This window comes from Caballeronia sp. LjRoot29, from assembly GCF_964252755.1.
Taxonomy (GTDB): domain Bacteria; phylum Pseudomonadota; class Gammaproteobacteria; order Burkholderiales; family Burkholderiaceae; genus Caballeronia.
This window is the reverse complement of the sequence record NZ_CAXUPU020000009.1, coordinates 134972-160502: the sequence shown is the minus strand read 5'-3', so window position 1 is coordinate 160502 and position 25531 is coordinate 134972. Positions and strand designations below refer to the sequence as shown.

General features: G+C 58.9%; 28 protein-coding genes and 1 tRNA gene. 12 read left to right on the top strand and 17 right to left on the bottom strand.

The window, feature by feature from the left end:
* Positions 1–100: 100 nt before the first annotated feature.
* From ACSQ83_RS13405 to ACSQ83_RS13395, 3 genes are all read left to right on the top strand, one after another.
* Positions 101–1069, top strand: coding sequence for a LysR family transcriptional regulator (locus ACSQ83_RS13405; protein ID WP_436228461.1), 969 nt, complete (start codon positions 101–103; stop codon positions 1067–1069).
* A gap of 177 nt (positions 1070–1246) precedes the next feature.
* Positions 1247–1849 carry a cytochrome b gene (locus ACSQ83_RS13400; RefSeq protein ID WP_414949631.1) on the top strand — a complete coding sequence of 201 codons (603 nt, stop codon included), beginning with the start codon at positions 1247–1249 and terminating at the stop codon, positions 1847–1849.
* A gap of 65 nt (positions 1850–1914) precedes the next feature.
* Positions 1915–3366, top strand: coding sequence for a glycosyltransferase family 2 protein (locus tag ACSQ83_RS13395; protein ID WP_436228492.1), 1452 nt, complete (start codon positions 1915–1917; stop codon positions 3364–3366).
* A 24-nt stretch (positions 3367–3390) separates the two neighbouring features.
* On the opposite strand, the gene ACSQ83_RS13390 is transcribed toward ACSQ83_RS13395, so the two are convergent.
* The 4 genes from ACSQ83_RS13390 to ACSQ83_RS13375 form a co-directional block, all read right to left on the bottom strand.
* On the bottom strand, positions 3391–3960 hold the full coding sequence (locus ACSQ83_RS13390) for a YbhB/YbcL family Raf kinase inhibitor-like protein (RefSeq protein WP_436228460.1): 570 nt from the start codon (positions 3958–3960) through the stop codon (positions 3391–3393).
* Between the two features lie 74 nt (positions 3961–4034).
* Complete coding sequence (locus ACSQ83_RS13385; protein WP_436228459.1) at positions 4035–4829, bottom strand: anti-sigma factor family protein; 795 nt, start codon at positions 4827–4829, stop codon at positions 4035–4037.
* Entirely contained in the window at positions 4826–5344 is a 519-nt protein-coding gene (locus ACSQ83_RS13380; protein ID WP_031360721.1) for a sigma-70 family RNA polymerase sigma factor, read from the bottom strand. The genes ACSQ83_RS13385 and ACSQ83_RS13380 overlap by 4 nt, the downstream gene beginning before the upstream one ends.
* Positions 5345–5482: 138 nt before the next feature.
* Positions 5483–5851 carry a COG4315 family predicted lipoprotein gene (locus ACSQ83_RS13375; protein ID WP_436228458.1) on the bottom strand — a complete coding sequence of 123 codons (369 nt, stop codon included), beginning with the start codon at positions 5849–5851 and terminating at the stop codon, positions 5483–5485.
* Between the two features lie 242 nt (positions 5852–6093).
* Between ACSQ83_RS13375 and ACSQ83_RS13370 the strand changes: the two genes are divergently transcribed.
* The 3 genes from ACSQ83_RS13370 (at position 6094) to ACSQ83_RS13360 (ending at position 8734) form a co-directional block, all read left to right on the top strand.
* The gene (locus tag ACSQ83_RS13370) at positions 6094–7341 is read left to right on the top strand and encodes a CaiB/BaiF CoA transferase family protein (protein ID WP_436228457.1); all 1248 of its coding nucleotides are present in this window, start codon (positions 6094–6096) and stop codon (positions 7339–7341) included.
* A 149-nt stretch (positions 7342–7490) separates the two neighbouring features.
* Positions 7491–7949 (top strand): hypothetical protein, encoded by a 459-nt coding sequence (locus ACSQ83_RS13365; protein ID WP_436228456.1) that lies wholly within the window; start codon positions 7491–7493, stop codon positions 7947–7949.
* The gene (locus ACSQ83_RS13360) at positions 7946–8734 is read left to right on the top strand and encodes a hypothetical protein (protein WP_436228455.1); all 789 of its coding nucleotides are present in this window, start codon (positions 7946–7948) and stop codon (positions 8732–8734) included. The genes ACSQ83_RS13365 and ACSQ83_RS13360 overlap by 4 nt, the downstream gene beginning before the upstream one ends.
* Before the next feature lie 41 nt (positions 8735–8775).
* On the opposite strand, the gene cls is transcribed toward ACSQ83_RS13360, so the two are convergent.
* Together cls and ACSQ83_RS13350 are read right to left on the bottom strand one after the other, a co-directional pair.
* Positions 8776–10053 (bottom strand): cardiolipin synthase, encoded by a 1278-nt coding sequence (gene cls / locus ACSQ83_RS13355; RefSeq protein WP_436228491.1) that lies wholly within the window; start codon positions 10051–10053, stop codon positions 8776–8778.
* Between the two features lie 217 nt (positions 10054–10270).
* On the bottom strand, positions 10271–10714 hold the full coding sequence (locus tag ACSQ83_RS13350) for a MarR family winged helix-turn-helix transcriptional regulator (protein WP_436228454.1): 444 nt from the start codon (positions 10712–10714) through the stop codon (positions 10271–10273).
* Positions 10715–10868: 154 nt separating this feature from the next.
* Here ACSQ83_RS13350 and ACSQ83_RS13345 point away from each other — a divergent pair, with 154 nt between their 5' ends.
* Positions 10869–12410, top strand: a complete 1542-nt coding sequence (locus tag ACSQ83_RS13345) for a DHA2 family efflux MFS transporter permease subunit (RefSeq protein WP_436228453.1) — start codon at positions 10869–10871, stop codon at positions 12408–12410.
* Between the two features lie 5 nt (positions 12411–12415).
* Here the strand turns inward: ACSQ83_RS13345 and ACSQ83_RS13340 are convergent, their stop codons facing one another.
* The 4 genes from ACSQ83_RS13340 to ACSQ83_RS13325 form a co-directional block, all read right to left on the bottom strand.
* Positions 12416–12943, bottom strand: coding sequence for a M48 metallopeptidase family protein (locus tag ACSQ83_RS13340; RefSeq protein WP_436228452.1), 528 nt, complete (start codon positions 12941–12943; stop codon positions 12416–12418).
* A gap of 101 nt (positions 12944–13044) precedes the next feature.
* Positions 13045–13416, bottom strand: a complete 372-nt coding sequence (locus ACSQ83_RS13335; protein ID WP_436228451.1) for a DoxX family protein — start codon at positions 13414–13416, stop codon at positions 13045–13047.
* Positions 13417–14439: 1023 nt separating this feature from the next.
* Positions 14440–14727, bottom strand: coding sequence for a hypothetical protein (locus ACSQ83_RS13330; RefSeq protein WP_436228450.1), 288 nt, complete (start codon positions 14725–14727; stop codon positions 14440–14442).
* Positions 14728–14752: 25 nt separating this feature from the next.
* Positions 14753–15793 (bottom strand): hypothetical protein, encoded by a 1041-nt coding sequence (locus ACSQ83_RS13325; protein WP_436228449.1) that lies wholly within the window; start codon positions 15791–15793, stop codon positions 14753–14755.
* A 679-nt stretch (positions 15794–16472) separates the two neighbouring features.
* Here ACSQ83_RS13325 and ACSQ83_RS13320 point away from each other — a divergent pair.
* Entirely contained in the window at positions 16473–16808 is a 336-nt protein-coding gene (locus ACSQ83_RS13320; RefSeq protein ID WP_436228448.1) for a hypothetical protein, read from the top strand.
* Positions 16809–16816: 8 nt separating this feature from the next.
* Here ACSQ83_RS13320 and ACSQ83_RS13315 read toward each other — a convergent pair whose 3' ends face one another.
* The 5 genes from ACSQ83_RS13315 to ACSQ83_RS13295 form a co-directional block, all read right to left on the bottom strand.
* Complete coding sequence (locus tag ACSQ83_RS13315) at positions 16817–17083, bottom strand: hypothetical protein (RefSeq protein ID WP_436228447.1); 267 nt, start codon at positions 17081–17083, stop codon at positions 16817–16819.
* A 417-nt stretch (positions 17084–17500) separates the two neighbouring features.
* Positions 17501–18406, bottom strand: coding sequence for a site-specific integrase (locus ACSQ83_RS13310; RefSeq protein WP_436228446.1), 906 nt, complete (start codon positions 18404–18406; stop codon positions 17501–17503).
* Positions 18364–19116 carry an integrase gene (locus ACSQ83_RS13305; RefSeq protein ID WP_436228445.1) on the bottom strand — a complete coding sequence of 251 codons (753 nt, stop codon included), beginning with the start codon at positions 19114–19116 and terminating at the stop codon, positions 18364–18366. Before ACSQ83_RS13305 ends, ACSQ83_RS13310 begins: the two co-directional genes overlap by 43 nt.
* A 224-nt stretch (positions 19117–19340) precedes the next feature.
* A tRNA-Pro gene (locus ACSQ83_RS13300) sits at positions 19341–19417 on the bottom strand.
* Positions 19418–19448: 31 nt separating this feature from the next.
* A complete protein-coding gene (locus tag ACSQ83_RS13295; protein WP_089162438.1) occupies positions 19449–20441 on the bottom strand; it encodes a polyprenyl synthetase family protein in 993 nt (330 codons plus the stop codon).
* A gap of 288 nt (positions 20442–20729) precedes the next feature.
* Here ACSQ83_RS13295 and rplU point away from each other — a divergent pair, with 288 nt between their 5' ends.
* The 4 genes from rplU (at position 20730) to proB (ending at position 23821) form a co-directional block, all read left to right on the top strand.
* Positions 20730–21044: a 50S ribosomal protein L21 gene (rplU, locus tag ACSQ83_RS13290; RefSeq protein ID WP_056354755.1), complete on the top strand. Its 315-nt coding sequence runs from the start codon at positions 20730–20732 to the stop codon at positions 21042–21044.
* A 43-nt stretch (positions 21045–21087) separates the two neighbouring features.
* Positions 21088–21348 carry a 50S ribosomal protein L27 gene (gene rpmA / locus ACSQ83_RS13285; RefSeq protein WP_031360734.1) on the top strand — a complete coding sequence of 87 codons (261 nt, stop codon included), beginning with the start codon at positions 21088–21090 and terminating at the stop codon, positions 21346–21348.
* Between the two features lie 181 nt (positions 21349–21529).
* The gene (obgE, locus tag ACSQ83_RS13280; protein ID WP_436228444.1) at positions 21530–22654 is read left to right on the top strand and encodes a GTPase ObgE; all 1125 of its coding nucleotides are present in this window, start codon (positions 21530–21532) and stop codon (positions 22652–22654) included.
* Positions 22655–22702: 48 nt separating this feature from the next.
* Entirely contained in the window at positions 22703–23821 is a 1119-nt protein-coding gene (gene proB / locus ACSQ83_RS13275) for a glutamate 5-kinase (RefSeq protein WP_436228443.1), read from the top strand.
* A 147-nt stretch (positions 23822–23968) separates the two neighbouring features.
* Here the strand turns inward: proB and ACSQ83_RS13270 are convergent, their stop codons facing one another.
* Together ACSQ83_RS13270 and ACSQ83_RS13265 are read right to left on the bottom strand one after the other, a co-directional pair.
* Positions 23969–24523 carry a CNP1-like family protein gene (locus tag ACSQ83_RS13270; protein ID WP_436228442.1) on the bottom strand — a complete coding sequence of 185 codons (555 nt, stop codon included), beginning with the start codon at positions 24521–24523 and terminating at the stop codon, positions 23969–23971.
* Positions 24524–24702: 179 nt separating this feature from the next.
* A complete protein-coding gene (locus ACSQ83_RS13265; RefSeq protein WP_436228441.1) occupies positions 24703–25353 on the bottom strand; it encodes an RNA pyrophosphohydrolase in 651 nt (216 codons plus the stop codon).
* Positions 25354–25531 lie beyond the last annotated feature (178 nt).

Genomic DNA, 25531 nt, shown 5'->3' with positions numbered 1-25531 from the left:
ATTTATGTGTATTTGAGTCGAAGAGTACGAAACGCAGTGGCAAATGTAAAATACATATCGAATGGCATTGCCATATTTGCTGCGTATGCGAGGTATTCAGATGGAACTGCGTCACCTGCGGTACTTCCTCACTGTCGCCGAAGAGCGCCAGTTCACGCGGGCGGCAGCACGGCTGCATATCCAGCAGCCGCCGTTATCGCAGCAGATTCAGGAGCTCGAGCGAGAGCTGGGTTTTGCGCTTTTCACGCGTTTGCCGCGCGGGGTGGAGCTGACATCGGCGGGCGCGGCTTTTGTCGTCGATGCCCGCGCCGTGCTCGATGCGCTCGATCAAGGCGTGGTCAACGCCCGGCGCGTGGCGAACGGCCAACTCGGATCCGTGCGGATCGCGCTGACGAGCTCGGCGGCATTTCACCCGCTTGCCACCGCCGCGATCCGCCGTTTCCGCACGACGCATCCCGATATTGCCATCGACCTGAACGAGATCAACGCGGCGGACATCATCGAGCGGATGGTGAATGGACGTGTCGATGCAGGCATCCTGCGCAAGCCGATCGAGATGCCCGCGGAGCTGCGCTTCGACTTGCTGCACGAGGAGCGGATGGTGCTCGTGCTGCCGGTTGGGCACACGTTGCTACCCGCAAAAGGCGTGCGTCCGGGCAAACAACCGCGTGTGCCGCTGAAGGCGCTCGCCGGCGAGTCGTTTATCTTCGTTCGGCGACCGGGCGCGCCGGGTATGTACGCTGACTTCATCCGCGCGTGCGAGGAGGCGGGATTCAAGCCGGAGGTGGTGAGCGAAGTGCCGCGCATGTTGAGCGCCATCAATCTGGTGGCGGCGGGCGGCGGCATTACGCTCGTGCCTGCATCCATGCAGCGATACCAGCAGGAAACCGTGGTGTATTGCGCAGTTGCCGGCGACGAAGCGTTCTCCGCGCCGCTCCACCTTGTCACGCTACGCGACGCGGCGAATCCGGCTGCGTTGCAATTCGCTCAAGCAGTGCTGGCCTTCGTCTCGCCAAATGCGTCGACCAAGGGCGCTGAATCCGTCGAATCCTTTCAACACGTCATCTGACAAACGGTCGACTAACGCAAGTTCGCGTTTTCCCGCAGAATCGATGGAATAAACGGGCGCCGCGGCGCGTTTGGATCGTGTCGTCTGCAACTTGTCGCACTTGGCTTGAATAGACCAAGCTGGCGCTGCAGGTGGCAGAACCATCCGGCCAATCCCCATTTCCCGCACGGAGTTTCAATGTCCACGCAAGCTGCCAACGCGGTTTCAGATCCACCGCAAACCGAGACGTCGCTGCGCTACACGCGCACCGCAATGGTCCTGCACTGGCTGATCGCATTGCTGATTATCTGTAACGTCGTGCTGGGACTGACGGCGGAATCGTTTCCTGATTCTTGGATCCGTCCGATCGTCGATACCCATAAGTCCATCGGCATCACGGTTCTCGGACTGGTGCTGCTGCGTATCTTGTGGCGCGTGTCGCATCGTCCGCCGCCGTTGCCGAAGGCGTTTCCGAAGTGGGAACACATGGCCGCTCACATTGCGCACTTTGTGCTGTATCTGCTGATGATCGGCTTGCCGTTGTCCGGCTGGCTGCACGACTCGGCGTGGAAAGGCGCCGCTACGCATCCGATGCATCTGTTCGGCGTGATTCCGTGGCCGCGCGTGGGGTTCGTGATGAACCTCGATCCGGCGCTGAAGGAGTCGTTGCACGATCGTTTCGGCGCACTGCACGCGTGGCTTGGTTACGCGCTGTACGCACTTTTAGCGATGCACGTGGGCGGCGCGCTCAAGCATCAATGGATCGACAAGAAGTCGGTGATCTCGCGGATGGTGCCGTGATGGATGTAAAACTTCACGCCGTCCCCATGCGACCCAAAAAGACGTTGCCCCAACCGGATGCCGTTGTGAAGCGGACTTTGGAAGAGGCGCTCGCGCAGGCGTCGCCGCGTCTGGCGCCGCGCCCGATCACGCTCGCGAGCGTGCTGATTCACGGTGGCGTGGTGCTGCTCTGGCTTGTGCTGTTCGCCCGTGCGTTTTTCCTGCACGGCGTGGTGGCATGGTCCACGGGCATTGCCTACGTGATCTACGACACCTTGCTGCTGATGTTCGTCGCGGCGAAATCGTGGACGCTCGTGCGGCCGCATAAGCCACTTGATCGCAAACAGCGCGAATTTGGTTTGCCGCAGCTTGGCGTGATCGTGGCGTCGCATAACGAAGCGGCCGTGTTGCCCAACACGCTTGCAAAGTTGCTCGGGCAAACACACGGCGCGGCGCAAATCGTGATTGCCGACGATGGTTCTTCGGACGCCACTGCCGAGCTTCTCACGCAGCGTTTTGGTCTTGTTGCACCGGTGGAAGGCGAGTTGAGCGCGGCGTCCACTTTGCATCCAACGCTCTTCTGGCTGCGCGTGGCGCATGGCGGCAAGGCGCGTGCGCTGAATGCGGCTATCGAAAAAATCAGTACGCCGATTGTCATGACCGTCGATGCCGACACGCGTCTTGCCGACGACGCCGTTCTGGCCATGCGCAGCGCGTTTGCATCGCAGCCGAACCTGGTTGCGGCGGCGGGCATTCTGGTTCCGGTGTGCAGCAAAACAATGAGCGGACGCTTTTTCCAGTGGTTCCAGACGTACGAATACATCCGTAATTTCATCGCGCGATTTGCGTGGATGCGTGCGGATAGCTTGCTGCTGATCTCGGGCGCGTTCGCCTCATTTCGTCGCGATGCGCTGCTGGCCGTCGGCGGTTTCGATCCGCAATGCCTGGTCGAGGATTACGAACTGATTCACCGTCTGCGCCGTCATTCTGTCGATCACGGTCTCGACTGGGACGTGCGGGTGGTCGGCAACGCGCACGCTATCACGGACGCGCCGAGTTCGTTCAGCGGTTTCATGCGGCAACGGCGGCGCTGGTTCGCGGGCTTTTTGCAGACGCAATACTGGAATCGCGATATGACCGGCAACCGGCGTTACGGCACGCTCGGTCTGCTGATGCTGCCGGTGAAGGCGTTCGATACCGTGCAGCCTATCTACGGGCTGACGGCGTTTGCGCTGTTGCTGGGGTTTATCGTGGATCGACGCGGCGCTATTGTGCTGCCGATTTTCAGCGTGATCGGCGCGAAGATTCTTATCGATTTCGCGTTCCATTTGTGGACCGTGCATTTGTACCGGCGCTGGACCGGAGACACGGCCGGGTCGAGCCTGTGGATGGCGGTTGTGACAGCGATTGTCGAGCCGTTCACGTTCCAGTTGCTGCGCCATACGGGCGCGGCGCTTGGCTGGGTTGACTTTCTCGGCGGTTCACGTGCGTGGCGCGTTCAGACGAGGGCGGGACTCGCGGCCGCGGATGAGGCCTGACTGAAGGCATAAGCGCGATGATCATCAGCGCGCGTACCGCACCACCATGCTCGACGACGCCAGCACGTGACCCTTCATCGCTGCGATCAAAGCATCGCGATCGAGTGCGGCGGGTAGGGCATTGGCGGTGAGATCCAGTGCGTAGGCTTGCACGACATAGTGATGCGGTGCATCGCCGTGCGGCGGACAAGGTCCGTAATAGCCGTCCTTCCCCGTCCGGTTGATTCCGCCGATACTCCCCGCCGGCGGCCCGCCTTCTCCGAGCGCGGTCGTCGCGGCAGGAATTCCGTAGAGAATCCAGTGCACGATACCCAAGCCGCGAGCGCCGTCGGGATCGTAGATAGTGACCGCGAAGCTTTTTGTGTCAGTGGGCGCATTGCTCCACGCGAGCGGCAACGAGATATTCTTGCCGCCGCAATCCTGAGCGCTGGCGGCGTGCCTGGAGTCGAGGGTGGCGTTATCTGTGAGGCCGGGCGAGCTCAGCGTGAAGCGCTCATCGGCGATGGCTACGACACTCAGCAAACATCCTGCGCCGAACGCGGCAACGCGCAAAAGCCGCTTCGCGCGGCGCATGCTGCTTCGACTATTTTTCATTGTTCTTCTGGCCTTGAGTATTGGTAACTTCGCGCTAAGTACCCACCGTCAAACGCCGCGACCCCGGCACCTTCTCACTGCCATTTCTTTGGATCGCCGCCTAACGCCGCGCAGGTATCGAAGCTGATGGCACGCAGCTTCGCCTCGCCGATCTGCCCTGAAAGCGCGTAACCCGCGTGATCCGTCGTCCAATAGAAAGTTCGTCGCGAGCCTTCGCGCAGCATCCGTATGGCGTATTCGTCCTTGTGCTTGCCGGAACCGCCGGTCATGTACAGCGTAAGCCGTTCGCCGTTGGCGTTCTGATACATGAACTGCGCCGCGGGTCCGTCCTCGCCGGGCAACAAGCGGCCACCGACCAGCTCGAACCCATATTCGTGCAGCGAAGGAATAGTCAAAGTCCGGTTGAGCCGTTTGGACAACCACGTAACCAGATGATCTTCCTGCGACGCCGCGACTTCCACCGCGTGCCGCTGCTCAGGCGCGTACACGGCGTAAGCGATATCCGCGCGTTGCGCGAACGTGGGCGCCGGGCGTTCCTGGCCGAGGACCGGCAACAGCATGTGCATCAGGAAGCCACACGCGATTCCCACCACCAGCCAGCTTGCGGCCATCAGGTAACGCTTGCGCGGACGCACGACCACGATTTGCGGCTCTTTATCTGCCGTGGCGGCAAACAGCGCGCGCAGCGCATTGTCTTGCGCGCGATACGCGGCCACCGTCGCGGCACTCGCCGGATCGCGGGCAATGCGCGCGGCGGTTTCGGCGCGCTCGGCCTCCGGCGCTTCGTCGTCGATGAACGCCGACAGCGCGCGCAACTCATCGGCTGCGGCGCTGGAATCTGCTTGTTCCGGACGTTCGTGATTCGTCATGTGCCACTCACGATTTTCAACGATGCCGATTTGCGGCCCGGTTCTTCACCGAGCAGCACACGCATGTGTTCACGTGCCCGCGATAGTCGCGACATCACCGTTCCAGCCGGCACGTTCAGCACCACGGATGCCTCCTGATAACTCATGTCCTCCACGCAGACAAGCAGCATGACTTCGCGTTGTTCGACCGGCAAGCAATACAGCGCGCGTTGCACGTCGCGCAACACGAGCCCGTCGACTTCGCCCACGGGCGCGGCCATCTGCCGCCAGGGTGCGGTTTCATCGTCGACGGCAATATCGCGCCGGCCGCGCAACTGATCGATATAGAGATTGCGCATGATCGTGAACAGCCATGCGCGAAGATTACTACCGACGCGAAATCCTTTCGACCGGCCGAGCGCCCGTTCGGTCACATCCTGCACGAGGTCATCGGCCCACGCACGGTCCCCCGTCAGCGCGCGCGCATAACGCCGCAACTGCGGGAGAACCCCAACGAGGTCGGTATCGAAGCTCAACGGCCTTGGCTCATGTCTGGTTCACTTCCGGCGATCCAGGCCACTGTTCACGTTCCGGCGATATCGCCGGCGCGCGGACAGCGGCCATCGATCGCTTCAGGCTGGTCTCCATCGCTCCTGATGGTTTCTGCTTCACGCTTATTGCTTGACCGTATGCCACATGTCCTTGAAATTGTCGCCGGTGGCATCGCCCGGTTTCTGGTCTTTCGCGAACGTGTAGACGCGCTTGCCTTTGTACGCCCACTGGTTGCCGCCATTGGCGGCCGGCATGATGGTCCAGTCACCTTGGGGTTTGTCCGAGGCGTCAGCCATGACCGCGGGCCACGCCTGGGCGCAACCGCCGCTGCACGCGCTCGCGCCGGACGCCGGATCTTTATCGAACGTATAGAGCGTCATGCCCTTCGCGTCGGTGTACATACCGCTTACCGCCATGGGCGGGGCGGCATGCGCATTCAGGCTGAAGGCCGCAACGAGGGCTGCAGCGAGCATCGGGATTCGCAATCTCATGTTGTTTGTCTCGTTCCGTTTGTGCAGGTACGGGATAAACGGATGGTGCTCGTCGAATATTCCGGTGGCTGACAAATATTTCGGCTGCTGACGTGATTTCGAACCTGTCGATCGGCCGACACGCCCTGTCGGATGACTTGGCTACAATCGACGGCATCAGCCAAAACCCGGCGTGAAAAGAGCGAGGTGAAATGGTGCAGGACAGCAAGACTCAACCGATGCCGGAAAGCCCGGGCGCGAACATGAATACAAATACATCGAGAAAGCGCCCGCTGGATGGCATTCGCGTGCTGGATTTATCGAGGGTGCTGGCGGGGCCGTGGTGCACGCAGAACCTCGCGGATCTCGGGGCGCAAGTGATCAAGATCGAGCGACCGGGCGCGGGCGACGATACCCGCACATGGGGGCCGCCGTTCCTGCGCGACGCCGAGGGGCGAGACACGTTGGAGAGCGCCTATTTCCTGTGTGCGAACCGCAACAAGCAGTCGGTTGCTATCGACATGAGTTCACCTGAAGGCGCTGCGTTGATCCGCGAGTTTGCGAAGTCCTGCGATGTGGTCGTCGAAAACTTCAAGGTGGGTGGGCTCAGGAAATACGGGCTGGACTACGAGAGTTTGTCGTCGCTCAATCCACGACTTGTCTACTGCTCGATAACGGGGTTTGGTCAAAGCGGACCGCTATCGCAGCGCGCGGGTTATGACTTCCTGATCCAGGGCATGGGCGGCCTGATGAGCATCACCGGCGAACCCGACAGCGTAGCGGGCGGCGGTCCGGAAAAAGTCGGCGTTGCCGTGACGGATCTGATGGCCGGCATGTATGCGACTACCGGCGTGCTCGCCGCGTTGATGGAGCGCGAAAAAAGCGGGCTTGGGCAACATCTCGACATTGCGTTGCTCGATTGCCAGCTCGCCATGCTCGCCAACCAGTCGATGAATTACCTCACCACGGGCATCGCGCCCCAGCGCATGGGCAATGCGCATCCGAACATCGTGCCGTATCAGACTTTCGCCACGAGCGATGGCCATGTGATCGTCGCATGCGGCAACGACAGCCAGTTCCGTTCGCTATGCACCGCGATGAACGTGCCCGAACTGGCGCTCGATGCCCGCTTCGCCACCAATAGCGGGCGTAGCGTGAACCGGGCGGAATTGTTGCCACAACTGGCCGCGGTGTTCATGACGCGTCCTCGCGACGCTTGGGTCGACGCGCTCGAGGCGTGTGGCGTGCCATGCGGGCCGATCAACGATATCGCGCAGGCTTTCGATTCCGATCAGGCGCAGTTTCGCGGCGCGGCGCGGGAAATAGCGCATCCTGTCGCGGGCGTCGCGCCGACGGTGGCGAGCCCGCTGCGGTTATCGGCTACGCCGGTTGCGTACGATCGGGCGCCTCCAACGCTTGGACAGCACACGAGCGCCATGCTGCGCGAGGTGCTTGGAATGGGCGATGCACAGATTGAGGAGCTGACGCGAACGGGCGTGATCGGCGGATAGCTTGATCGCTTCCTCGCGATGTCAGGTGTGCCGGTCCGGCGAGCCGACACTTTATGACAACGTTCACCTTGACTCACCTAAAGCGCGTCAAGGTATGGTTGGTCATGTGAAATCCACGCAAGCACGCAGGATGCAAACCATGACCTCATATGATCGACGATCTTCCACGGGACGAGGCGCAACGCCTGTTGAGCCTCACCAAATTTGGCGATCCATTAACGGGATGGAGAAGGCGGCAGCAAACGGTAAATTGGGCGAAGTGCGAGTTCGGCGTCACGGACGCCGAAGGCAAACGCGTTCAGGGCATCACGGCTGATCTGTCTTTTCGGTACTGCCACCGGCTGCACCTCAAGCAATTCCTGTTCAGCATGTATTACTCCCAGCATCGGGGGAATCGCCGTGCGTACCAGCTCGACGTTTTCCAAAGCGGTCGACGACCGGTCGGTGGCCATCAGCATCCACACGAGCACGTGGGTCGCGATCGTTTGGCTGGCCACGCTGAATGGTCTGCGATCAGTTTCACGAGCGCGCTGCTGCTCTTCTGCAGGAAGACCAACTTGACGCTGTCATGCGTTTTGCCTGACCCATCGGTTCCGGAGTCGAAATGAATATCCAGTCGTCCTGCCAGGACGTGTGCGCAAAGCTCGGCTTCGGCTGTGTGCAACTAGAAGATGAATACCCGCCCATGATGGTTCTCCAAACCCCGTTTGGCTTTTACGGCGGCGACCCATTCGAGATCTACGCGGAGTATCTGGGTGAGGGTGATCTCAAGCAGATACGGTTCTTTAATTCGGGGGGAACGCTGTTCCACTGCTTCGCTCGCCAGATCAATTCGTTTCATCTGCGGGACTATCAGGTCGTGAAAGCAGCGATCAAGCAACCTGATATCAAGGTGACGCATGAGGGCGAAATTGAAGGCACGTTTGAAATCGCCAACATGGCGTCGGGGTTCGCGAGTTATATCGACGCATTGATGAGTCTTGCCAGATGGGAGTTCGACAACGCGAGTACGGACTTCGCGGTCCGCGAGCCTAGCCTGATCGGCGATACAAGGCTTTACCTCAACGCAATGAAGCCAGATGTCCTGGCAGTCAGGAGCACGGTTAAGGCCGCGGGCGTGTCGGGCCGTCAGTATGGCTTCGACCTGTCGCAGGGTGACACGCAGATCGACGTGATCTCATGTCATCGCAACGCTTCGTCGTCGGAGCTCTACAAGCTTGTGGACCTGCGGGGCAATGCGCTGACTGCCAACATGCCAATCATCGTGGTGGTGGACGACCGTGTGCAGCCCGAGCAGGCGGATCGTGAAGTGGCTGTGATTGGCCAGTATGCGCAGGCGTGGCCCATGAGAAAGTTGATTGAGGCAGCGGGCGGCAGTCTGACACTGCATTGAGGTCATCGCTGAAGGTCGAACCCGGGAAATCGTGTAGATGCTCAAAGTTGCCAATCGAGCAACGGCATCGCTTTCTCTATCAGCTTTTCTAGCCTCGGCCGATTCAGCCACTCCTCGTACGTGACGAGGTGCGACTTTTCTATATCGGCGTCGAAGATTGCGCTTTGCTGACGAGCGAATTCGCGATCGTAGATATTGAGATTCGCTTCATCGTTAAGCTTGAACGAGCGGCTATCGAAATTTGTCGATCCGACTGAAACCAGGTAATCGTCCACCACGAGTAGTTTGCAATGGAACATGGTCGGCTGATATTCATGAATTTCGATACCCGCGGCCAGCAGATCTCCCCAACAGGCGCGGGAAGCTTCGCGCACCGTATGCGTATCAATGCGTTTGCCGGGCGTCACAATGCGTACTCTCACGCCACGTCGAGCGGCTTCCACCAGGGCGTTGATCGCGAGGCCGTCAGGGACGAAATATGCGCTGGCCAGATGAATGCTGTGCGTGGCCGCGGTGATCGCCATGAGATACATCAGTTCCATGTCGTCCGCGCCGTGGGTGGGAGAGCTGCTGAACATGTGCGCGACACCGTTACTCGCATCGCCCTGCGGCAAGGGGGATATCTCAGGAAAGTACTTGGGACCATGCAGTACGTTGCCGGTCGCCTTGATCCAGTTGTCCATGAAGACGGCCTGCATGTGTCCAACTACCGGACCTTCCACCCTGAAATGCGTGTCGCGCCAATGCTTTTCGTCTTGCGCGTGCCCGGTCCATTCTTCGGCAATCCCGACGCCGCCGGTGAAACCCACGTGGCCGTCGATGATCAGCAGCTTGCGGTGCGTCCGGTTATTCATTCTCCCGAGTCCGGTCCAGTGCGGCTTGTGATACTGCACGACCTCGGCACCGGCTTGCCGCAATTCGTCGAGGTAACGGTGGTCCATTTTCTTGCAGCCCATCCAGTCGAGCAGGATATGCACAGTCACACCCGAGCGCGCTTTCTCCGACAACGCCTTCGCAAATCGCGCGCCAATTTCACCGGACCAGTAGATGAACGTTTCGAAGGTAATGGTCTCTTTGGCGGATTGAATGCCATCAAGCATGGAAGCGAAGATTTCGTCGCCGTTTAGCAGCACGGCATACCGGTTGCCCGACGTCACGGGCGGCCCTAGCAGAAGGCTCATTGAACGAATGAACTGCGGGTCGTCGCTGGCATACAGCCGGTCAATGTTGTGCTCGACCTTCTTTTCGCCGCTAACGAAGTTCGCAAGGATCAGCACCACGACGAGCGTGACGACTACCGTAAGCGCTATGGCGAGCAGGAGCATGTCGGATTCCGAGGAGACGATCTGCAATCAGGAGAGAGGAGGACGCGTCGCGGGAGTCCGCGAGCATCGAGGATGCGCGGCGGACGATTCGACACGCTTTGTAGCAAGTGTCGGACCTCCTATAGATTGCGCTGCGTTGATAGACCTAAAGGGCGTGGATCTGAACGCGACCGCTGCATGGCAATCGCGCGACCGACCCTTCCCAAGTTGCTCACTCGTCCACAATCGTGCTCAGATTCACGCGCACGCGCTGCAGCAGCGAGATCAGTTGCGCACGCTCGTCGGCATCGAGCCCTGCCAACGCTTCCGTGGCTACTGAATCCCCCACCCGGCGAGCCCTGCCCAGCGCGCCTTCAGCCTTCGCCGTCATTCTCACGGTCCGTTCGCGTCGGTCATCGGGATTCGAAAAACGTTCGATCCAGCCGCCTTCCTCCATGCGATCGAGCAGGCGGCCAGCCGATATCGGCGCGACTTCAAGCAGATCGGCCAGCCGCGCCTGGTTCACATCGCCGAAATGGGACAGATAGGCGAGCGCGCGGCATTGCGCCCGCGTGAGATCGAGGGACGATTTCGCGAGTTCGTCGAAGCGCTTGCTGCACAAGCGGCCCACGTCCGAAATCAGAAAACCAAAGCGCTTGTCGAGGTGCGTTTCCATGCCCGGATTATACGAAAGAAGCTCGCGCGCACGCGCACTCGAGCGGACGAGGGTTTCCCCGGGTTTTTTGAGTCCTTGTTCCAATCATCAGCCTGTTTATAATAAGCATGCTTACTATTAAAGTAAGCGCTTTGATAACCGGATTGGCGCCTGAATGTCTTCTGAATCGATGCCGGCAAGCGCGGCGGCCACGCCGCTCAACCGGCCCATGCTCACGATCTCGATCATGCTTGCAACGCTGATCCAGACACTCGACAGCACGATCGCCAATGTCGCGCTGCCGCATATGCAGGGCACGTTGTCGGCGTCGCAGGACGAGATCACGTGGGTGCTGACGTCGTACATTGTTGCGGCGGCGATTGCCACGCCGCTGACCGGTTGGTTATCCGATCGGCTGAGCACGAAGCGGCTTCTGATCATATCGATCGCGGGTTTCACGGTCGCTTCGGCGCTGTGCGGGTTATCGGAGAGCCTTGCGCAGATTGTCGCGTCACGACTGCTGCAGGGCATTTTCGGCGCCTCGCTCGTGCCGCTGTCGCAATCCATTTTGCTCGACATCAATCCACGCGAGAAGCAGGGTCAGGCGATGGCCGTCTGGGGCATGGGCGTCATGGTCGGGCCCATTCTCGGGCCCACACTCGGCGGCTGGCTCACCGACAGCTACAACTGGCGCTGGGTATTTTTCATCAACGTGCCGATCGGCGCGTTTGCGCTCTTTGGCGTGGCGACCTTCCTGCCAGCGCGAGCGGCGAAGCTCGGGGTGAAATTCGACGCGTTCGGGTTCGCCACGCTGGGTCTGGCGATCGGCGCACTTCAGGCCATGCTCGATCGTGGCGAGCAGCTCGACTGGTTCGGCTCGCTCGAAATCCGCATCGAAGCCATTCTTGCGGTGCTGGCTTTTATCTTTTTTCTCGCGCACACCGCGACCGCCGGCAAGCGTTCATTCTTCAAGTACGAACTGCTGAAGGACCGCAATTTTGCGACGGGCGTGTTTTTCATCTTCATGATTGGTGCAGTGATGTACGCGACGCGTGCATTGTTGCCGCCGATGTTGCAGAACCTGATGAACTATCCCGTTGCCACGACGGGTCTGGTCACGGCGCCCAGCGGCGCGGGAACCATGGTCGCCATGCTGGTTGCCGGGCGGTTGTTACGACGCATCGACGCGCGTTTGTTGTTGCTCGCCGGCTTTCTTATTTCGGCGTTCGCGCTCTGGCAGATGATGCAATACACGCTGGTGCTGTCGGTGTCGGACATCGTGTGGCCCGGCGTGATCCAGGGTTTTGGGTTAGGTTTCGTCTTTGTGCCGCTGAGCGCGCTGACGTTTTCCACGCTCACGCCCGAACTCCGCGCCGACGGCACGGCGACCTACAGCCTGATGCGTAATATTGGCAGCAGTATTGGCATCTCGATCGTGCAGACCATGATGACGCGTGGCACGCAGGTCGCACACGCAGATCTCGCAGCGAACGTGAACGTGTTCAATCCGTCGATGCAGCCCATGCTCGAAAGTGGATCGCAGATGAGTCTCGCGCTGATGGATCAATCGATTAATCAGCAGGCGCAGATGATCGCGTACCTGAATGACTTCAAGCTGATGTTCGTCGCGACCTTGCTGGTGGTACCGCTGCTATTGCTGATCCGGCCAATGCGAAGTGTTTCCAGCGAAACCCTCGCTCACGCGGCGGCGGATTGACGCAATTACTTGATGGACGAATTCAACGAAGCGGACGAATCGCGTGAAAGGTCGCGTTGGGTCAGGTAGATGCGCAGATCGAATTCAATCTGGTGATACCCAGGCTGCATGAACTCGCATAGCCTGTAAAACGCTTTGTTGTGGTCGCTTTCCTTCAAATGCGCGAGTTCATGCACGACGATCATGCGCAAGAATTCCGGGGCCGCCTCCTTGAATAGCGACGCGACCCGAATCTCCTTCTTCGCTTTGAGCTTGCCCCCCTGCACGCGCGATATGGCTGTGTGCAGACCGAGCGCATGACGCAGTACGTCAAGTTTCGCGTCGTACATCACCTTATCGATAGCCGGCGCCACGCGCAGAAACTCCTGCTTGAGATCCGTGGCGTATTGATACAGCGCGCGGTCCGATTGCACGGCGTGGCGGTGCGGATACCGGTCGTCGAGATACTTGCCGAGTTGGTGGTCGGCAATAAGTTTGCGGACTTTATCCTGGAGCGTTTGCGGATAGGCGCTGAGGTATTTCAGAGGAAGCATGATGGGTCGTGACCGCCAAGTGGTGCCTTCGGCATTATAGGAGCGCGGCTCGGGCATCACGTCACGCAGTGGTTAGTTCAGCGAGCCAAGTGCGAATCGCGCTAAGCGCGCTCTCGCGTGCTCCATAAAATGCAAGCAATCAGCACAAGCTGCAACGGCAACCGCACGAGCAATAGCCACGATGGAACTTGTGGAAACTGATCCGCGTGCTGATACATGAATATGTTGGCGGGCGTAACAGCAATGGTCAGTAACGTCAGCCCAATGCCCGCTGCACTTCGCGTGCGTTTGATCATCACGCCTGCCGCACCCAGCAACTCGAACACGCCGCTCACAATGACGGCCAGAAGCGGGAAGGGAATATAAGGCGGCACGATTTGCACGAAGAGCGGCATGTACAAGAAGTGGCAGGCGCCCCCGATCAGGAAATACAAGAATACGAACCACAGTCCAATGCGCTGGCCCGCAGACATTCTTCTAGCCGATGAAAATCTGAGTGAAGACATGAATGAGCAAGCGCCGTGTGGTTGAGTTTTATTCGATGACAGCGCGAACCTTGCGCCAGGTTTGACACGAGAGCCCAAGACACGAGACTGCGAAAATCGATGGTCCAAAACGAAAAACCGCCCAGCAAGCTGGGCGGTTTTTTATCAATTCTGGTCGGGGTAAGAGGGTTCGAACCTCCGGCCTCTACGTCCCGACCGTGCTTTCGCTTTGATTATCCGTGCCCCGCGGTAAGGGATTTCATTATATATCAATAAGTTAGTGTAGCTCGATGGCCGGCCGATGTCCTTGATTTGGTGGCAATCAGTGCGACATTGGCACTGATTTGCCACCTGTTTTCGTCTGAAGAGTAATCGTCGACGTTCGCCACCGATTTGCCTTGGCCATCGCCCATATAGCACCGCTGGTGTTCCGGCCGTTCTGTCCCAGGATATTTGAGGGAGCTTCCGTTGACGCTGCAACTGCTTGACGGCTCGACTGAGGGCGAGTGATACTTCCATCGCTAACATCAGACGATAGCTTTCGGCAGGCCCGACCCCGGCAGTTTCCAGGAAAAAATATTCAGGCAGCGTCTCCACGACCCATTCGTGGATAGAGGACATATTTCCAAGGGCGTTTTGTGGAGATGGTCACTGGCAAAATCTGCATGATTTCTTTTGCGCCTTCCTGAAATGCTGGCGCTTGTTCCTGTGTCCCGTGCTACTTGGTACGGGGGATTAAAGAACGGCGGCCTATCCGCAGCCGGTTCCCCTTGGTCCGCGCTGTATTGCCTGGAAGGCAAGCGTTATTCAACGGCTGGTCAGTCAGGACGTGTCGGGCGTACTCCCCGCTTAGTAGCGTGTCTTTTCCGGAGGTTATACACAGCGCGGAAGCTGTGTGCCTGGGGCTTGTATGGAATCTCGTCATCAAGGGTTTCCTTGTAGACAATCGGTGTGTCGCTCGAGCGACTGCTAAATCCGACCCACAGCACGCTTTGGTTCCGCAGCACAAACTCATGAAGCGCGTTCTCCCAGCCAGACGCATCCTCGACGGTGTGCGGGAATATCCCAGTAAGCCGACAAACAATTGGGTTGAACTGCGTGCCTTTGGGTGGCTTCACCAGTGACGCGTAGAGTGGAGATGTCTCCGTCCGGCGTAACCAGGATGGCTCCGAAATCGGTGATGCAGCGGTGCTCGCCGGCCGAGCCGGTGTGCTCCAGGTCAAAGATGATAATCGGCTTCGAAAGGCGGCGCGCAAGCGCCAAGGTATTTGGGTCATGGTTGACTTCGCTGAGATTCATTGACCTCAGGGGTATCGCGCCGGGCTCAGGAGTGCCGGCTCGCGCGCCGACGTATCCATTCAGCGAATGCCTCGTCCTCAATACGGTAATCCCCGACTGCGAGCCGGGTGACGATGCTCTGAGCCTGCAGACGACGCAGCGCGTGCGCCGCAGTGTTCTTTGTCGCAGGCTTACCCGTCAACTCTTTCAGACGCGCAAGCCCGGTCGAACCGTGCACGTCGGTCTCGCCCCGTGCAAGCATCGTAACGACAGCCTGGTCCGCCGGATTTAGCTCGGTCCATTGCCGGAGAAAATGCTTATCCGAAAAAACGGATGCCTTGGTGTGTGTTAGTGCGGCTTCGACACCCTGCAGCTGATAGAGCATGTAGCGCTCAATGAACCGTTTGAAAAATTCCGGCGTGCGATGCAACTCCTCAAACGCGAACACGCCCTGCTCGATGGTCAACCGATTGCGGGCCATGCTGTTCAGCAATTTGACGGTAAAGGCGACGAATTCCTGGCCAAGCAACGGGAACGGCTCGAGCGCTGCCCAGTTGTAGAACGGCTCTGAGGCACGCGCGAACATCTCCCGTAGCGTCGTCTCGGAGCTGCCCGCGAAAATCACCTTGATGCGGTCCTTGCGGATGTCGAGCGCTGCCCGCAGCGCGTGCGCGAAAACGCTGTTGTCCGCGAGTGCCAGAACCTGTGCTTCGTCAATGACGAGCAGGAGCGGCCTTTTCTGCTTATCGACCTGCTTGAGAACTTCGCGCAATGCCAACGCGCTGTCGCCGGCAGACGCCAGTTCCGCCTCGAGCGAGCCCTCAGCGCCAGCAATTTTCGCACTTGCCTTGATTTTCTTGATGGGCTTGCCGAGTTTGGCGAACACCGCCCTTACACCTTGCGGCTCGAGCGCCTCCGCCAGAGCACTGAGCAGTGCCACGTCCGGTGCGGACCGGTTGTCCCAGAGGTTGGTGTATGCAACGAAATAACCCCTCTCCACTGCGGCCGGAAGCAGGTCGCGACGGAGAAACTCGGTCTTTCCCATTCTTCGGCGCGCAAACAGGCCGCGAGCCGACGACAGCTTCAAGTCGAACGCCTGGAGATACCCGGCCGCGAGGTCAGGTCGGGCAAAATGCCAGGGGTCGGAATCGTCGGTATCAAGCAGTATCATTTATTTTGAGAAGTATCAAAACCAATGAAACCACATGATACCGCCGCGGCGCGGCAAAGGTAAAGCCCCTACTCAGGTAGGTCGTTCGAGGGTCCGAGTTAATCGAAGGGTTCATTCTGACCCGGAACGGTCCCCTCATTACCAGAAGACAGTCGCACGCCGCCATCCCATTCGAGCGGACGGCGTCTTACAGACGTCGCAATCGTTAGCGCCGCCGTTGTGCGAATCGTCGTCGAGATGGAGCCAACCTCTGTGCCCGCATGACGGGCATCGGTACAAGTACAGGACCTGGCCGCCAGTCGTCATGGTTTTGCCTTTTCCGTTCTCGTAAGAGTAGCACTCGACTCCTCTCCGGTTGAGCCGCCGCTGACTTGTTGCGGGCCACATCGAGTCACTGAGCTAGGCGTGAGTCGGTCCATTTGCCGTTCTGGATACTTATCGCCCGCGGCTTGCCAGAATAGGATGATTGAGCGAAAGTTACCTTGTCTTGTTGTTCGTGTCCCAGGGACCGAAGACATCACCGCCCTGGCCAAACACAAAACGGGGCAATTGCCACCTCCGGTGCCGACTGCAATTCGTTCAGGAAAAAGAATCGATGACTACTGTGTCTGACCTGGTCAGCGGCGCGCAAGGCGAGTCATCAGAGCCGCTGCTGACGTTCGCCAAATACCTTGAACTCTCGCTCGACGCAGGAATGTCCCTCGTAATGATGCGACGCAAGACTGACGTCGCATCCATTCTGATGGGCGAGCCCTCGGAGGAGTTCAAGGATTTGCAGAGCTGCGGCAGTATCTCGTCAGCCATGGCCGACGAGATACTCGATTTGACAAAGTCCGGGACGAATCAACTAACAATTGGCGAACATGAGTATCGGTTCTTTCGAAGCTTCGCCCATATCGCGGGCGTCGGAGCGGTGTTCGCGCCCGCGTGAGCGACAAGTCACTCGCTGCCCGAAGAACGACCAAAGTTGATGGCAATAAGCACGTCGAACGCTTCGCGGGCGTCCTTCAATTCCTGCATCGCGGCCGAAAAACGAGCTAGCTCCAACAGCGATGCCGGCTGAACGTCGTCGCGTGCGTAACGGTCCTCCAGCGCGGCCGACACGGCCTGCACCTCACGCGCGGCCGAGGCCACTCGCGCGAGCGCCTGAGCTTCCGGTGAGCGGCGACTTTCAGCATTCGGTTGTGCGCGTTTGGATTGGGGCATTGCATCCTGCAGCTGTGGAATGACGCTTACCTATCGAAGTCACCTGCCATTGTCTTCTCCTAGATGATTGTCGAGGCCCATTTTCAGCAAGTCGCGTTCCGGGACACCGCAGGTCACACCCCGTTACGGCAGAGGTTGCATCAGCTGCAACAGGGGGAATGCCGTCAGCCAGCGACGGCTCTGGAATCGAATCACCGGCAGGTGAGTGGGAGCGTTTGCGAAAGAGTTCACAGCGGCCCGGCGAGGTGAAGTGCCGTAAGCGCCCCTAGTGGAGGGAAACGGTGGACTCTGACCCGTGCGGTCATGAGGCAGAAGAGACGACATCGCGCAGGCGCTATAAAGTTAAAGACCGGACATCGTCCTCGATGCCCAGTCTTTTCATGGACGTCGCCACACAGGGTTCGGGAGGCGGAAGCGTTACGCCACATTGCGACCGAAGTTGATACGCACGACATTGGTGGGGGTAGTCGGAGGCATATCGTCAAGGTCGTTGTTACCGGCGGCCTTACCTGCTGACACGACCGTCGATTCAACCAAAATTTCGCTCAGCGTAATTGGTGAGCCTCCCGTGAGCCGGCGTCGCCCATGGTGGGTGATGGACTGCGAGTCCGAAGCAAAAGCTGCGTCCAGCCGCTTGGCAAGGTTCTGCGTGCACAGATGCGCATACCGCAATAGCATTCGCACGTCGCGGTGCCCGCTAAAATGCTGAAGGTCAACCAGCGAGAATCCACCTGGGGTGTTGCTGCTGGCCTCGGCCACCCGGGAGATGGCCTCATGCCGCAAGTCGTGAATCCGCAGCTCTTGGTCGCCGGTGAGACACGCTTGCTGACACATTCGCTGCCAGGCCTTTCGCAACCCATCGACGCCAATCAGGAAGACGAGTTCGCCGCTGCGAGGCAACTCACGCAACAATGCGACCAGGTCGCTGCGCAGGGCGAGCTCGCGTGGGCGCCCATTCTTGGTTTCAGGGAGGGATGCGGACTGCCTTTCCAAGTCGATGCGGGACCATGTCAATGTCAGCGTTTCACTGCGCCTTGCGTCCGTCATGAGCTGAAACTGCAGAAAAGTCTCAAGCAGGGCGATGTGCTGGTAAGTCGTCTCGGCCTCGCATTGGTACAGTTGCGGAGCGCTTTTTACGACCTGCTTGCGACGATACGTGGTACGGGCGTTGTTTGCTTCTTGACGTTCGGCGGTCATCAGTTGCTCGAGTCGCCGGTCGACAAAGTGTTCACGGTCTTCTTTTCGGCCAGCATCGAGCAGACGGCTCTCCTCGTCACCCTTCAGACGGCGGTCGCGCTCGTTGAAATAACGGGGGCGGGGCACACATCCATCGGACTCTTGGCGACGTGGATGCGCCAGGTATTAATCGCGATACGACAGACCGCCGAGAAGATGTCCATTTCCCGGTCCACCGTGGATGGCTCTACCACCTGACGGCGCTCGTCGATAAAGTCCGTGAAATCGTCTGGGACAACCTCGGCGAAGCCCTTGCGGATGAACTTACAAGTTTCGGAGGCTTGTCCCATCCGCGCGCCGGTGGGCTTGCGCAGTTCGGTCTTCCTGACCTTATTGTGAGGATTCGGGTGACTAGCGATAATCTCGGCTAGGTTTTGGCGCTCGAGACCGGCATCCTCCAACCACCCGCTAATCTTGTACGCCTCGAGCTCGAAACTTTGATGGCGGGGCACTTCTTCGCGCAGGTAACGAATCAAGAGGTCGGCGAGCGTCGTCTTACGCGCCTTTGCGTAATCAATGAATAGTCCGTGCCGTTGCTCGGTTTCAAGGCGGAGCTTGATGTCATTGGCCTCGATTTCGCTGTGAGCAACTAAAGTCAGGTTCTTGTTGGACACGCTGCGCGTGCGAACGACGAAGGAATCATTGAGGCGTGAGAGCTTTGGTTTGAATCGCTGTTTGACCAACGCATCGAAGTAAGCCTTGGCTTTTTTCTTGGCGTTATGGGCGAATGTCTGCGTAAGGTCGTCACGGTGCTTGACGGTAACTTTATAGCTCGAGCGGTTCTCGATGGACGCCATTGTCCGTACTCCAAGTTGCTGCGGAGCACGGTATATGTTGAGCGAGAGCCCATGATTTTTTGCTGGTGTCAGCGAAGATTGAAATGACCCAGTAATCGTGGACATTTTTCGTTCGATGAATATTTCGCAGAGGCAAACGCGCGGCTATTGCCACTGCATTGCCACTACGGGCCAGCGCAAATAAAAACAGCGGACATATAGTCCGCTGTTTTATAAGGCAATTCTGGTCGGGGTGAGAGGATTCGAACCTCCGGCCTCTACGTCCCGAACGTAGCGCTCTACCAGGCTAAGCTACACCCCGAATGTTCACTCTGAGACGGTTCGTTTCCTTTTCAGGACTGTCTTGCCGTCGAGTAAGAACATAATTCTAGCAGGCTCTCTTTAAAAATGGAATCTGGAAACGAAGAAATTGCATTCGCTGCTGCCTGAGCTTCCTGACGCGCACATTTGAGCGTGTGATCGAGCGCACCCGACGTCGTGATGGCTTCAAAGATGGTGTCGAATTTATCGGTGCCACCTTGTTCGATCGCCTCGCGCGCAAGCGCTGCCTGTTCAGCCGAACCGTGCTCCATCAGATAGATGAGCGGCAGCGTGGGTTTGCCTTCACGCAGATCATCGCCGGCGTTTTTCCCCATCGATTCGGCCGTGCCGGTGTAATCGAGCCAGTCGTCCATGATCTGGAACGCTGTGCCGATGCGCCGGCCAAACTCCGCCGCCGCCGCTTCCGTGCGGGCATCCGACCCCGACAAAACCGCGCCCAGTTGCGCCGCTGCTTCGAACAACTTGGCCGTCTTGTAGCGGATCACCTGCATGTAACGCGCTTCGTCCACGTCCGGATCGTGCATGTTGAGCAACTGCAGCACTTCGCCTTCCGAGATCACGTTGGTCGCAACCGACAGGATCTCCATCACGCGCATCTTGCCTACGCCGACCATCATTTCGAAGGAGCGCGAGTACAAGAAGTCGCCGACGAGCACGCTTGCCGCATTGCCGAACAGCGCGTTCGCGGTCTTGCGGCCGCGCCGGAGATCGGATTCATCGACAACGTCATCGTGCAGCAGCGTGGCCGTATGAATGAACTCGACCACCGCGGCCAGCTCATGCCGGTGCCCGGTGGTGTCGCCGAGCGCGCCGGCGACCAGCAACAGCAACGCGGGCCGGAGCCGTTTGCCGCCGGCGCCGATGATGTACTCGGAAATCTGGTTGATCAGCATCACTTCGGACGCCAGGCGCTGCCGGATGACGCGATTGACCTGCTGCATGTCCTCGGCGATAGGCTCGAGCACGTTGGCGGCGTTTGGGGAGGAAATGGCAGTGGACGACATGATCGGCAATTAGGGTAGTGCCGCGAATTATAAGGCGAATCGGCCGATAGCCGCCTCTAAAGACGCCGCGGATGAACCGCGCGGGGCGCTGCGACAAGCCTGATGGACGGCGTCAGGCGGCAAAATCGCGATAATGGTGCGCGCATGGTCCGTGTACGTTGCTCTGTCCGGTCTGAAGCGCCCCAGTTTTCGCGACGCACAAGGTTTTGACGGAGAGCCTAACTCTCTGTATAATCACGCGTTTTCGCGCACGGTGTGCGGAAAAATGAATTCAGAGTGAGGTTCTCAATGTACGCGGTCATAAAAACCGGTGGCAAGCAGTATAAGGTTGCTGTCGGCGAAAAATTGAAAGTAGAACAGATACCGGCAGACATTGACGCTGAAATCACGCTCGACCAGGTTCTCGCAGTAGGCGAAGGTGAATCGATTCAGTTCGGTGCACCGCTGGTCAGTGGGGCTTCCGTCACATGTACCGTCGTGTCCCAAGGTCGTCACAAGAAGGTCACGATCTTCAAGATGCGTCGCCGGAAGCACTACCAAAAGCACGCTGGCCATCGCCAGAACTACACCGAACTGCGTATCGACGCTATCAACGCCGCGTAAGCGTCGTCGAGTCGATTAAGCTAAACGGTCAAGGAGCTATTAAATGGCACACAAAAAAGCAGGCGGGTCATCCCGCAATGGTCGCGACTCTGAATCAAAGCGCCTTGGCGTGAAGGTTTACGGCGGCCAGGCTATCAACGCAGGCGGCATCATTGTTCGCCAGCGCGGCACGCGCATGCACCCGGGCGATAACGTCGGCATGGGCAAGGATCACACCTTGTTCGCGCTGACCGACGGCCACGTCACGTTTTCGACGAAGGGCGCAGCAAAGAAGCATCTGGTCAACGTTGTCCCGGCTGCCTGAGGTGTAATCAGGCACGGGCTTCAGGACCGGAAAAGGCCCCGCGAAGTTCGCGGGGCTTTTTTTATTGGCTGGCTTGATTGACGCGGCCAGGCAGTGACATATATCGAATGGTCTAGTGGCTGGCATCGGCTGGTCGCGGCAGAATAGCGGAACACCGCTGAAACACGGGACGGAGCAACTCATGAAGTTCATTGACGAAGCGAGAATTGAAGTCATCGCCGGCGACGGAGGGGATGGCAGCGCGTCGATGCGGCGCGAGAAGTTCGTCCCGTTCGGCGGACCGGATGGCGGCGACGGCGGCCGGGGCGGCAGCGTGTATGCGGTTGCAGACCGCAACATCAACACGCTGATCGACTACCGGTATGCGAAGAAACACCAGGCGCGCAACGGCGAAAACGGCCGCGGCGCCGACTGTTACGGCAAGGGCGGCGACGACATCATTTTGCGCATGCCGGTCGGCACGATCATCGCGGACACGGAAACGGGTGAGTTGATCGCCGATCTGACCGAGCACAACCAGAGCGTGTTGATTGCGCACGGCGGCGCGGGCGGTCTCGGCAACCTGCACTTCAAGTCAAGTACGAACCGCGCGCCGCGTCAGAAGACCGAAGGCAAGCCGGGCGACCGGCGTATGTTGCGCCTCGAGTTGAAAGTGCTCGCCGACGTCGGTCTGCTCGGCATGCCGAACGCGGGCAAGTCCACGTTCATCACGGCGGTGTCGAATGCGCGGCCGAAAATTGCCGACTATCCGTTCACCACGCTCGCACCGAATCTCGGCGTGGTGCGTGTGGGACCGGAAAAGAGCTTCGTCATCGCAGATATTCCGGGTTTGATCGAAGGCGCGGCGGAAGGTGCGGGTCTGGGTCACCGCTTCCTGCGGCACTTGCAGCGCACCGGCGTGCTGCTGCATCTCGTCGATCTGGCCCCGTTCGACGACGCGGTCGATCCTGTCGTGGAAGCGCGCGCGATCGTCAACGAATTGCGCAAGTACGACGAAGCGCTATACGAAAAACCGCGTTGGCTGGTGCTGAACAAGCTCGACATGGTGCCGGACGACGAACGCAAATCGCGCGTCGCCGACTTCATCAAGCGTTATGAATGGGACGGTCCGGTGTTCGAAATCTCCGCGCTCACAGGACAAGGTTGCGAAAGCCTGACCTACGCCATCTTCGATTACATCTCGAAGAACTCGGATGCATCGCGGGCGGCGGAAGCCGAAGATCTCGCCGCGGATGTCCGTTTCCGCGATGAACCCGCCGTCGCGGCGCCGCAGCGCGCGCCGGAGATCGACGAAGACGAAGCGTAAAAGTCTGGCCCGTGATTTTCGAGGCAAATCCGAGGAGAAATGCGTCAGATGCGTTCCGTCATAGCCGCTTCGAAGCGACTCGTAGTGAAAGTGGGATCGAGCCTGGTAACCAACGACGGGCGTGGGCTCGACCACGCGGCCATCGCGCGCTGGGCCGCGCAGATTGCAGCGTTGCGCGGGCAGGGCAAGGAAGTCGTTCTGGTCAGTTCCGGTGCAATTGCTGAGGGTATCCATAGGTTGGGCTGGACGAAGCGGCCGCGTGAAATTGACGAGTTGCAGGCTGCAGCGGCGGTCGGGCAGATGGGTTTGGCGCAGGTCTATGAAAGCAGTTTCGCTAAACATGGCATGCGGACCGCGCAGATTCTGCTGACGCACGCCGATCTCGCCGACCGTGAACGCTATCTGAACGCACGCTCAACGCTGCTCACCTTGCTACGTCTGGGTTGCGTGCCCATCATCAATGAAAACGACACCGTCATAACCGACGAAATCAAATTCGGCGATAACGACACGCTCGGCGCGTTGGTGGCAAATCTCATAGAAGGCGACGCGCTGATTATCCTCACCGATCAGCGCGGCCTGTTTACCGCCGACCCACGGCGCGACCCCATGGCCACGCTGGTAGAACAGGCTGACGCGGGCACGCCCGAACTCGAAGCCATGGCGGGCGGCGCGGGTTCTAGCCTGGGGCGCGGCGGCATGCTGACCAAGATTCTCGCCGCGAAACGCGCGGCGCATAGCGGCGCGAATACGGTCATCGCTAGCGGGCGAGAGTCGGATGTGCTGACCCGGCTGGCGTCGGGCGAGATGATCGGTACACAACTCATGGCGCGCACAGCCCGCATGGCGGCCCGTAAGCAATGGATGGCCGATCATTTGCAGGTGCGTGGCCACGTGGTTATCGACAACGGTGCGGTCGAAAAGCTCACCGCAGACGGTAAAAGCTTGCTGCCGATCGGCGTGATCGATGTCCAGGGCGCGTTCGCGCGAGGCGACGTGATTGCGTGCATGAATCCGGGTGGTCAGGAAGTGGCGCGCGGCATCACGAACTACAGCAGCTCTGAAGCGCGGCTGATTCAGCGCCGGCCGAGTGGTGAAATCGAAACGGTGCTGGGATATATGCTCGAACCTGAGTTGATACATCGAGACAACCTGGTTTTGGCATAAGCAACCACGTTGGGGCTCTGAAGCGAAAAATCCGCCAATTGGCGGATTTTTCGTTTATTTCCTCAAGAGTCGCAAATTCTCAACGGAAATATAGAAAAAAGCCCACTGACCGTCACACGCAGCAGGCTTTTTCAATAGTCATCCGCTTCAGTGATAGTTCGAAACTGCCGTCCGCTTCGCCTGGATATTCGACAAAATCTGCTGGGCTGGCCCTGACGGCAGCTTGTTCACGCAGAAATAATCCTGATACAACGCGGCGTGATAGGCGTTTAACTCGCCGTTTTCAATCCGTCGAAAATCGTTTTCGACCGTGCGGTCCCAGTCGGTCTGGTCCTCATTAATGCTCGCATACAGGCGCCAGTTATAGTTGTCGCAGCGAATGCCTTCGTAGTTGACGTTGCGCGCACCAGCCGGGCTTTTCACGACGATTGTGTAGCGAATCACGCCGTCGGTACCTACGGTGAGCGAGTTTTTATCGATGAAAAAACTCAGCGGCGTATTGTTCGACACCGTAATTTCCAGGAGATTGGCATCTTTTGGCAGCGGAGGCAGGGTATCGACCTTGTTTTCGGTCCAATTCGGCGCGCGGTCCATGAGGTAGACAAACGCGCTGTTGTCCTTGTTGGACGGTTTGGAACTGCCGCAACCGGCGAGCACGACAAGGGCTGCCGCGGATGCCGCGAACAATGCAATGGCTTTCAATTCTTGATTTCCCGAGGTTGATGCAGAAGCGACTGCAAATTGATCGTGCCGCGTGATTACGCCGCGTTTTGCCCCATGAAGGGAAACGCCGGCATGTCAAACACGCAAACCCATCCTCCGACGCTGCACGAAAAAAAGCGGCGTGCGTTGCCGCACCGCCGCTTCGGATAACACACGTCCTAATCCCGCGAAGGACGTTGTGCGTAGATGTGCAGCTCTTCGGTCACCGAACATTCTGCCTGAATGACACCACCGTTAGCAGAAACGGTCGCATCTTCCATGGTCATGCCCTGAATCACACGCGGATAACGATTGGCGTGATGCGCCATACGTTCCGCGCGCTCAGCACGCACAACTGCTCGCCTGAGAAAGCGCGAAAGTTCCGTGAGCGCAAGCTGATAAACATCCCGCTTGAACTCGATCACCGCATCAAGCGGGACCCAATACTCATTCCACCGCCAGGCATCGAATTCCGGATGATCAGTCGCACGCAAACAAATGTCACAGTCGCGGCCTACCATGCGTAACAAAAACCAAATCTGTTTCTGTCCGCGATAATGCCCGCGCACCTCGCGCTTGATGAACTTGTCCGGCACCTCATAACGCAGCCAGTCGCGGGTCCGACCCACGACCTTCACGTGCTCCGGAAGCAAACCGGTTTCTTCGTGTAACTCCCGATACATCGCTTGCACGGGGGTCTCGCCGTACTTGATGCCCCCCTGCGGAAACTGCCAGGAATGTTCACGCAGCCGTTTGCCCCAAAACACTTCGTTGTGCGCGTTCAAGAGGATGATGCCGACGTTCGGGCGAAAGCCTTCACGATCCAGCATACAACCACCTTCGAATCCTTTAAAATTGCTTTGATTATAAACAGATAACGGGCCTGGCGCACCGGCACGAACCCGAATCGGGGTTCGTTTCGCTTCGGTGCCCGGGATGCTGGGGCGGGTGGCTAACGCCTTACCGCATCGCTGTCCCGTCGTTCACTTGTTCCGCACGTTCTGCATG

Coding starts and splice junctions, on each gene's coding strand:
- ACSQ83_RS13405 (WP_436228461.1), top strand. CDS start 101: ATGGAACTGCGTCACCTGCGGTACTTCCTCACTGTCGCCGAAGAGCGC.
- ACSQ83_RS13400 (WP_414949631.1), top strand. CDS start 1,247: ATGTCCACGCAAGCTGCCAACGCGGTTTCAGATCCACCGCAAACCGAG.
- ACSQ83_RS13390 (WP_436228460.1), bottom strand. CDS start 3,960: ATGAAAAATAGTCGAAGCAGCATGCGCCGCGCGAAGCGGCTTTTGCGC.
- ACSQ83_RS13385 (WP_436228459.1), bottom strand. CDS start 4,829: ATGACGAATCACGAACGTCCGGAACAAGCAGATTCCAGCGCCGCAGCC.
- ACSQ83_RS13375 (WP_436228458.1), bottom strand. CDS start 5,851: ATGAGATTGCGAATCCCGATGCTCGCTGCAGCCCTCGTTGCGGCCTTC.
- ACSQ83_RS13370 (WP_436228457.1), top strand. CDS start 6,094: ATGAATACAAATACATCGAGAAAGCGCCCGCTGGATGGCATTCGCGTG.
- ACSQ83_RS13365 (WP_436228456.1), top strand. CDS start 7,491: ATGATCGACGATCTTCCACGGGACGAGGCGCAACGCCTGTTGAGCCTC.
- ACSQ83_RS13360 (WP_436228455.1), top strand. CDS start 7,946: ATGAATATCCAGTCGTCCTGCCAGGACGTGTGCGCAAAGCTCGGCTTC.
- ACSQ83_RS13350 (WP_436228454.1), bottom strand. CDS start 10,714: ATGGAAACGCACCTCGACAAGCGCTTTGGTTTTCTGATTTCGGACGTG.
- ACSQ83_RS13345 (WP_436228453.1), top strand. CDS start 10,869: ATGTCTTCTGAATCGATGCCGGCAAGCGCGGCGGCCACGCCGCTCAAC.
- ACSQ83_RS13340 (WP_436228452.1), bottom strand. CDS start 12,943: ATGCTTCCTCTGAAATACCTCAGCGCCTATCCGCAAACGCTCCAGGAT.
- ACSQ83_RS13335 (WP_436228451.1), bottom strand. CDS start 13,416: ATGTCTGCGGGCCAGCGCATTGGACTGTGGTTCGTATTCTTGTATTTC.
- ACSQ83_RS13330 (WP_436228450.1), bottom strand. CDS start 14,727: ATGAATCTCAGCGAAGTCAACCATGACCCAAATACCTTGGCGCTTGCG.
- ACSQ83_RS13320 (WP_436228448.1), top strand. CDS start 16,473: ATGACTACTGTGTCTGACCTGGTCAGCGGCGCGCAAGGCGAGTCATCA.
- ACSQ83_RS13315 (WP_436228447.1), bottom strand. CDS start 17,083: ATGCCCCAATCCAAACGCGCACAACCGAATGCTGAAAGTCGCCGCTCA.
- ACSQ83_RS13305 (WP_436228445.1), bottom strand. CDS start 19,116: ATGGCGTCCATCGAGAACCGCTCGAGCTATAAAGTTACCGTCAAGCAC.
- ACSQ83_RS13295 (WP_089162438.1), bottom strand. CDS start 20,441: ATGTCGTCCACTGCCATTTCCTCCCCAAACGCCGCCAACGTGCTCGAG.
- rplU (WP_056354755.1), top strand. CDS start 20,730: ATGTACGCGGTCATAAAAACCGGTGGCAAGCAGTATAAGGTTGCTGTC.
- rpmA (WP_031360734.1), top strand. CDS start 21,088: ATGGCACACAAAAAAGCAGGCGGGTCATCCCGCAATGGTCGCGACTCT.
- obgE (WP_436228444.1), top strand. CDS start 21,530: ATGAAGTTCATTGACGAAGCGAGAATTGAAGTCATCGCCGGCGACGGA.
- proB (WP_436228443.1), top strand. CDS start 22,703: ATGCGTTCCGTCATAGCCGCTTCGAAGCGACTCGTAGTGAAAGTGGGA.
- ACSQ83_RS13265 (WP_436228441.1), bottom strand. CDS start 25,353: ATGCTGGATCGTGAAGGCTTTCGCCCGAACGTCGGCATCATCCTCTTG.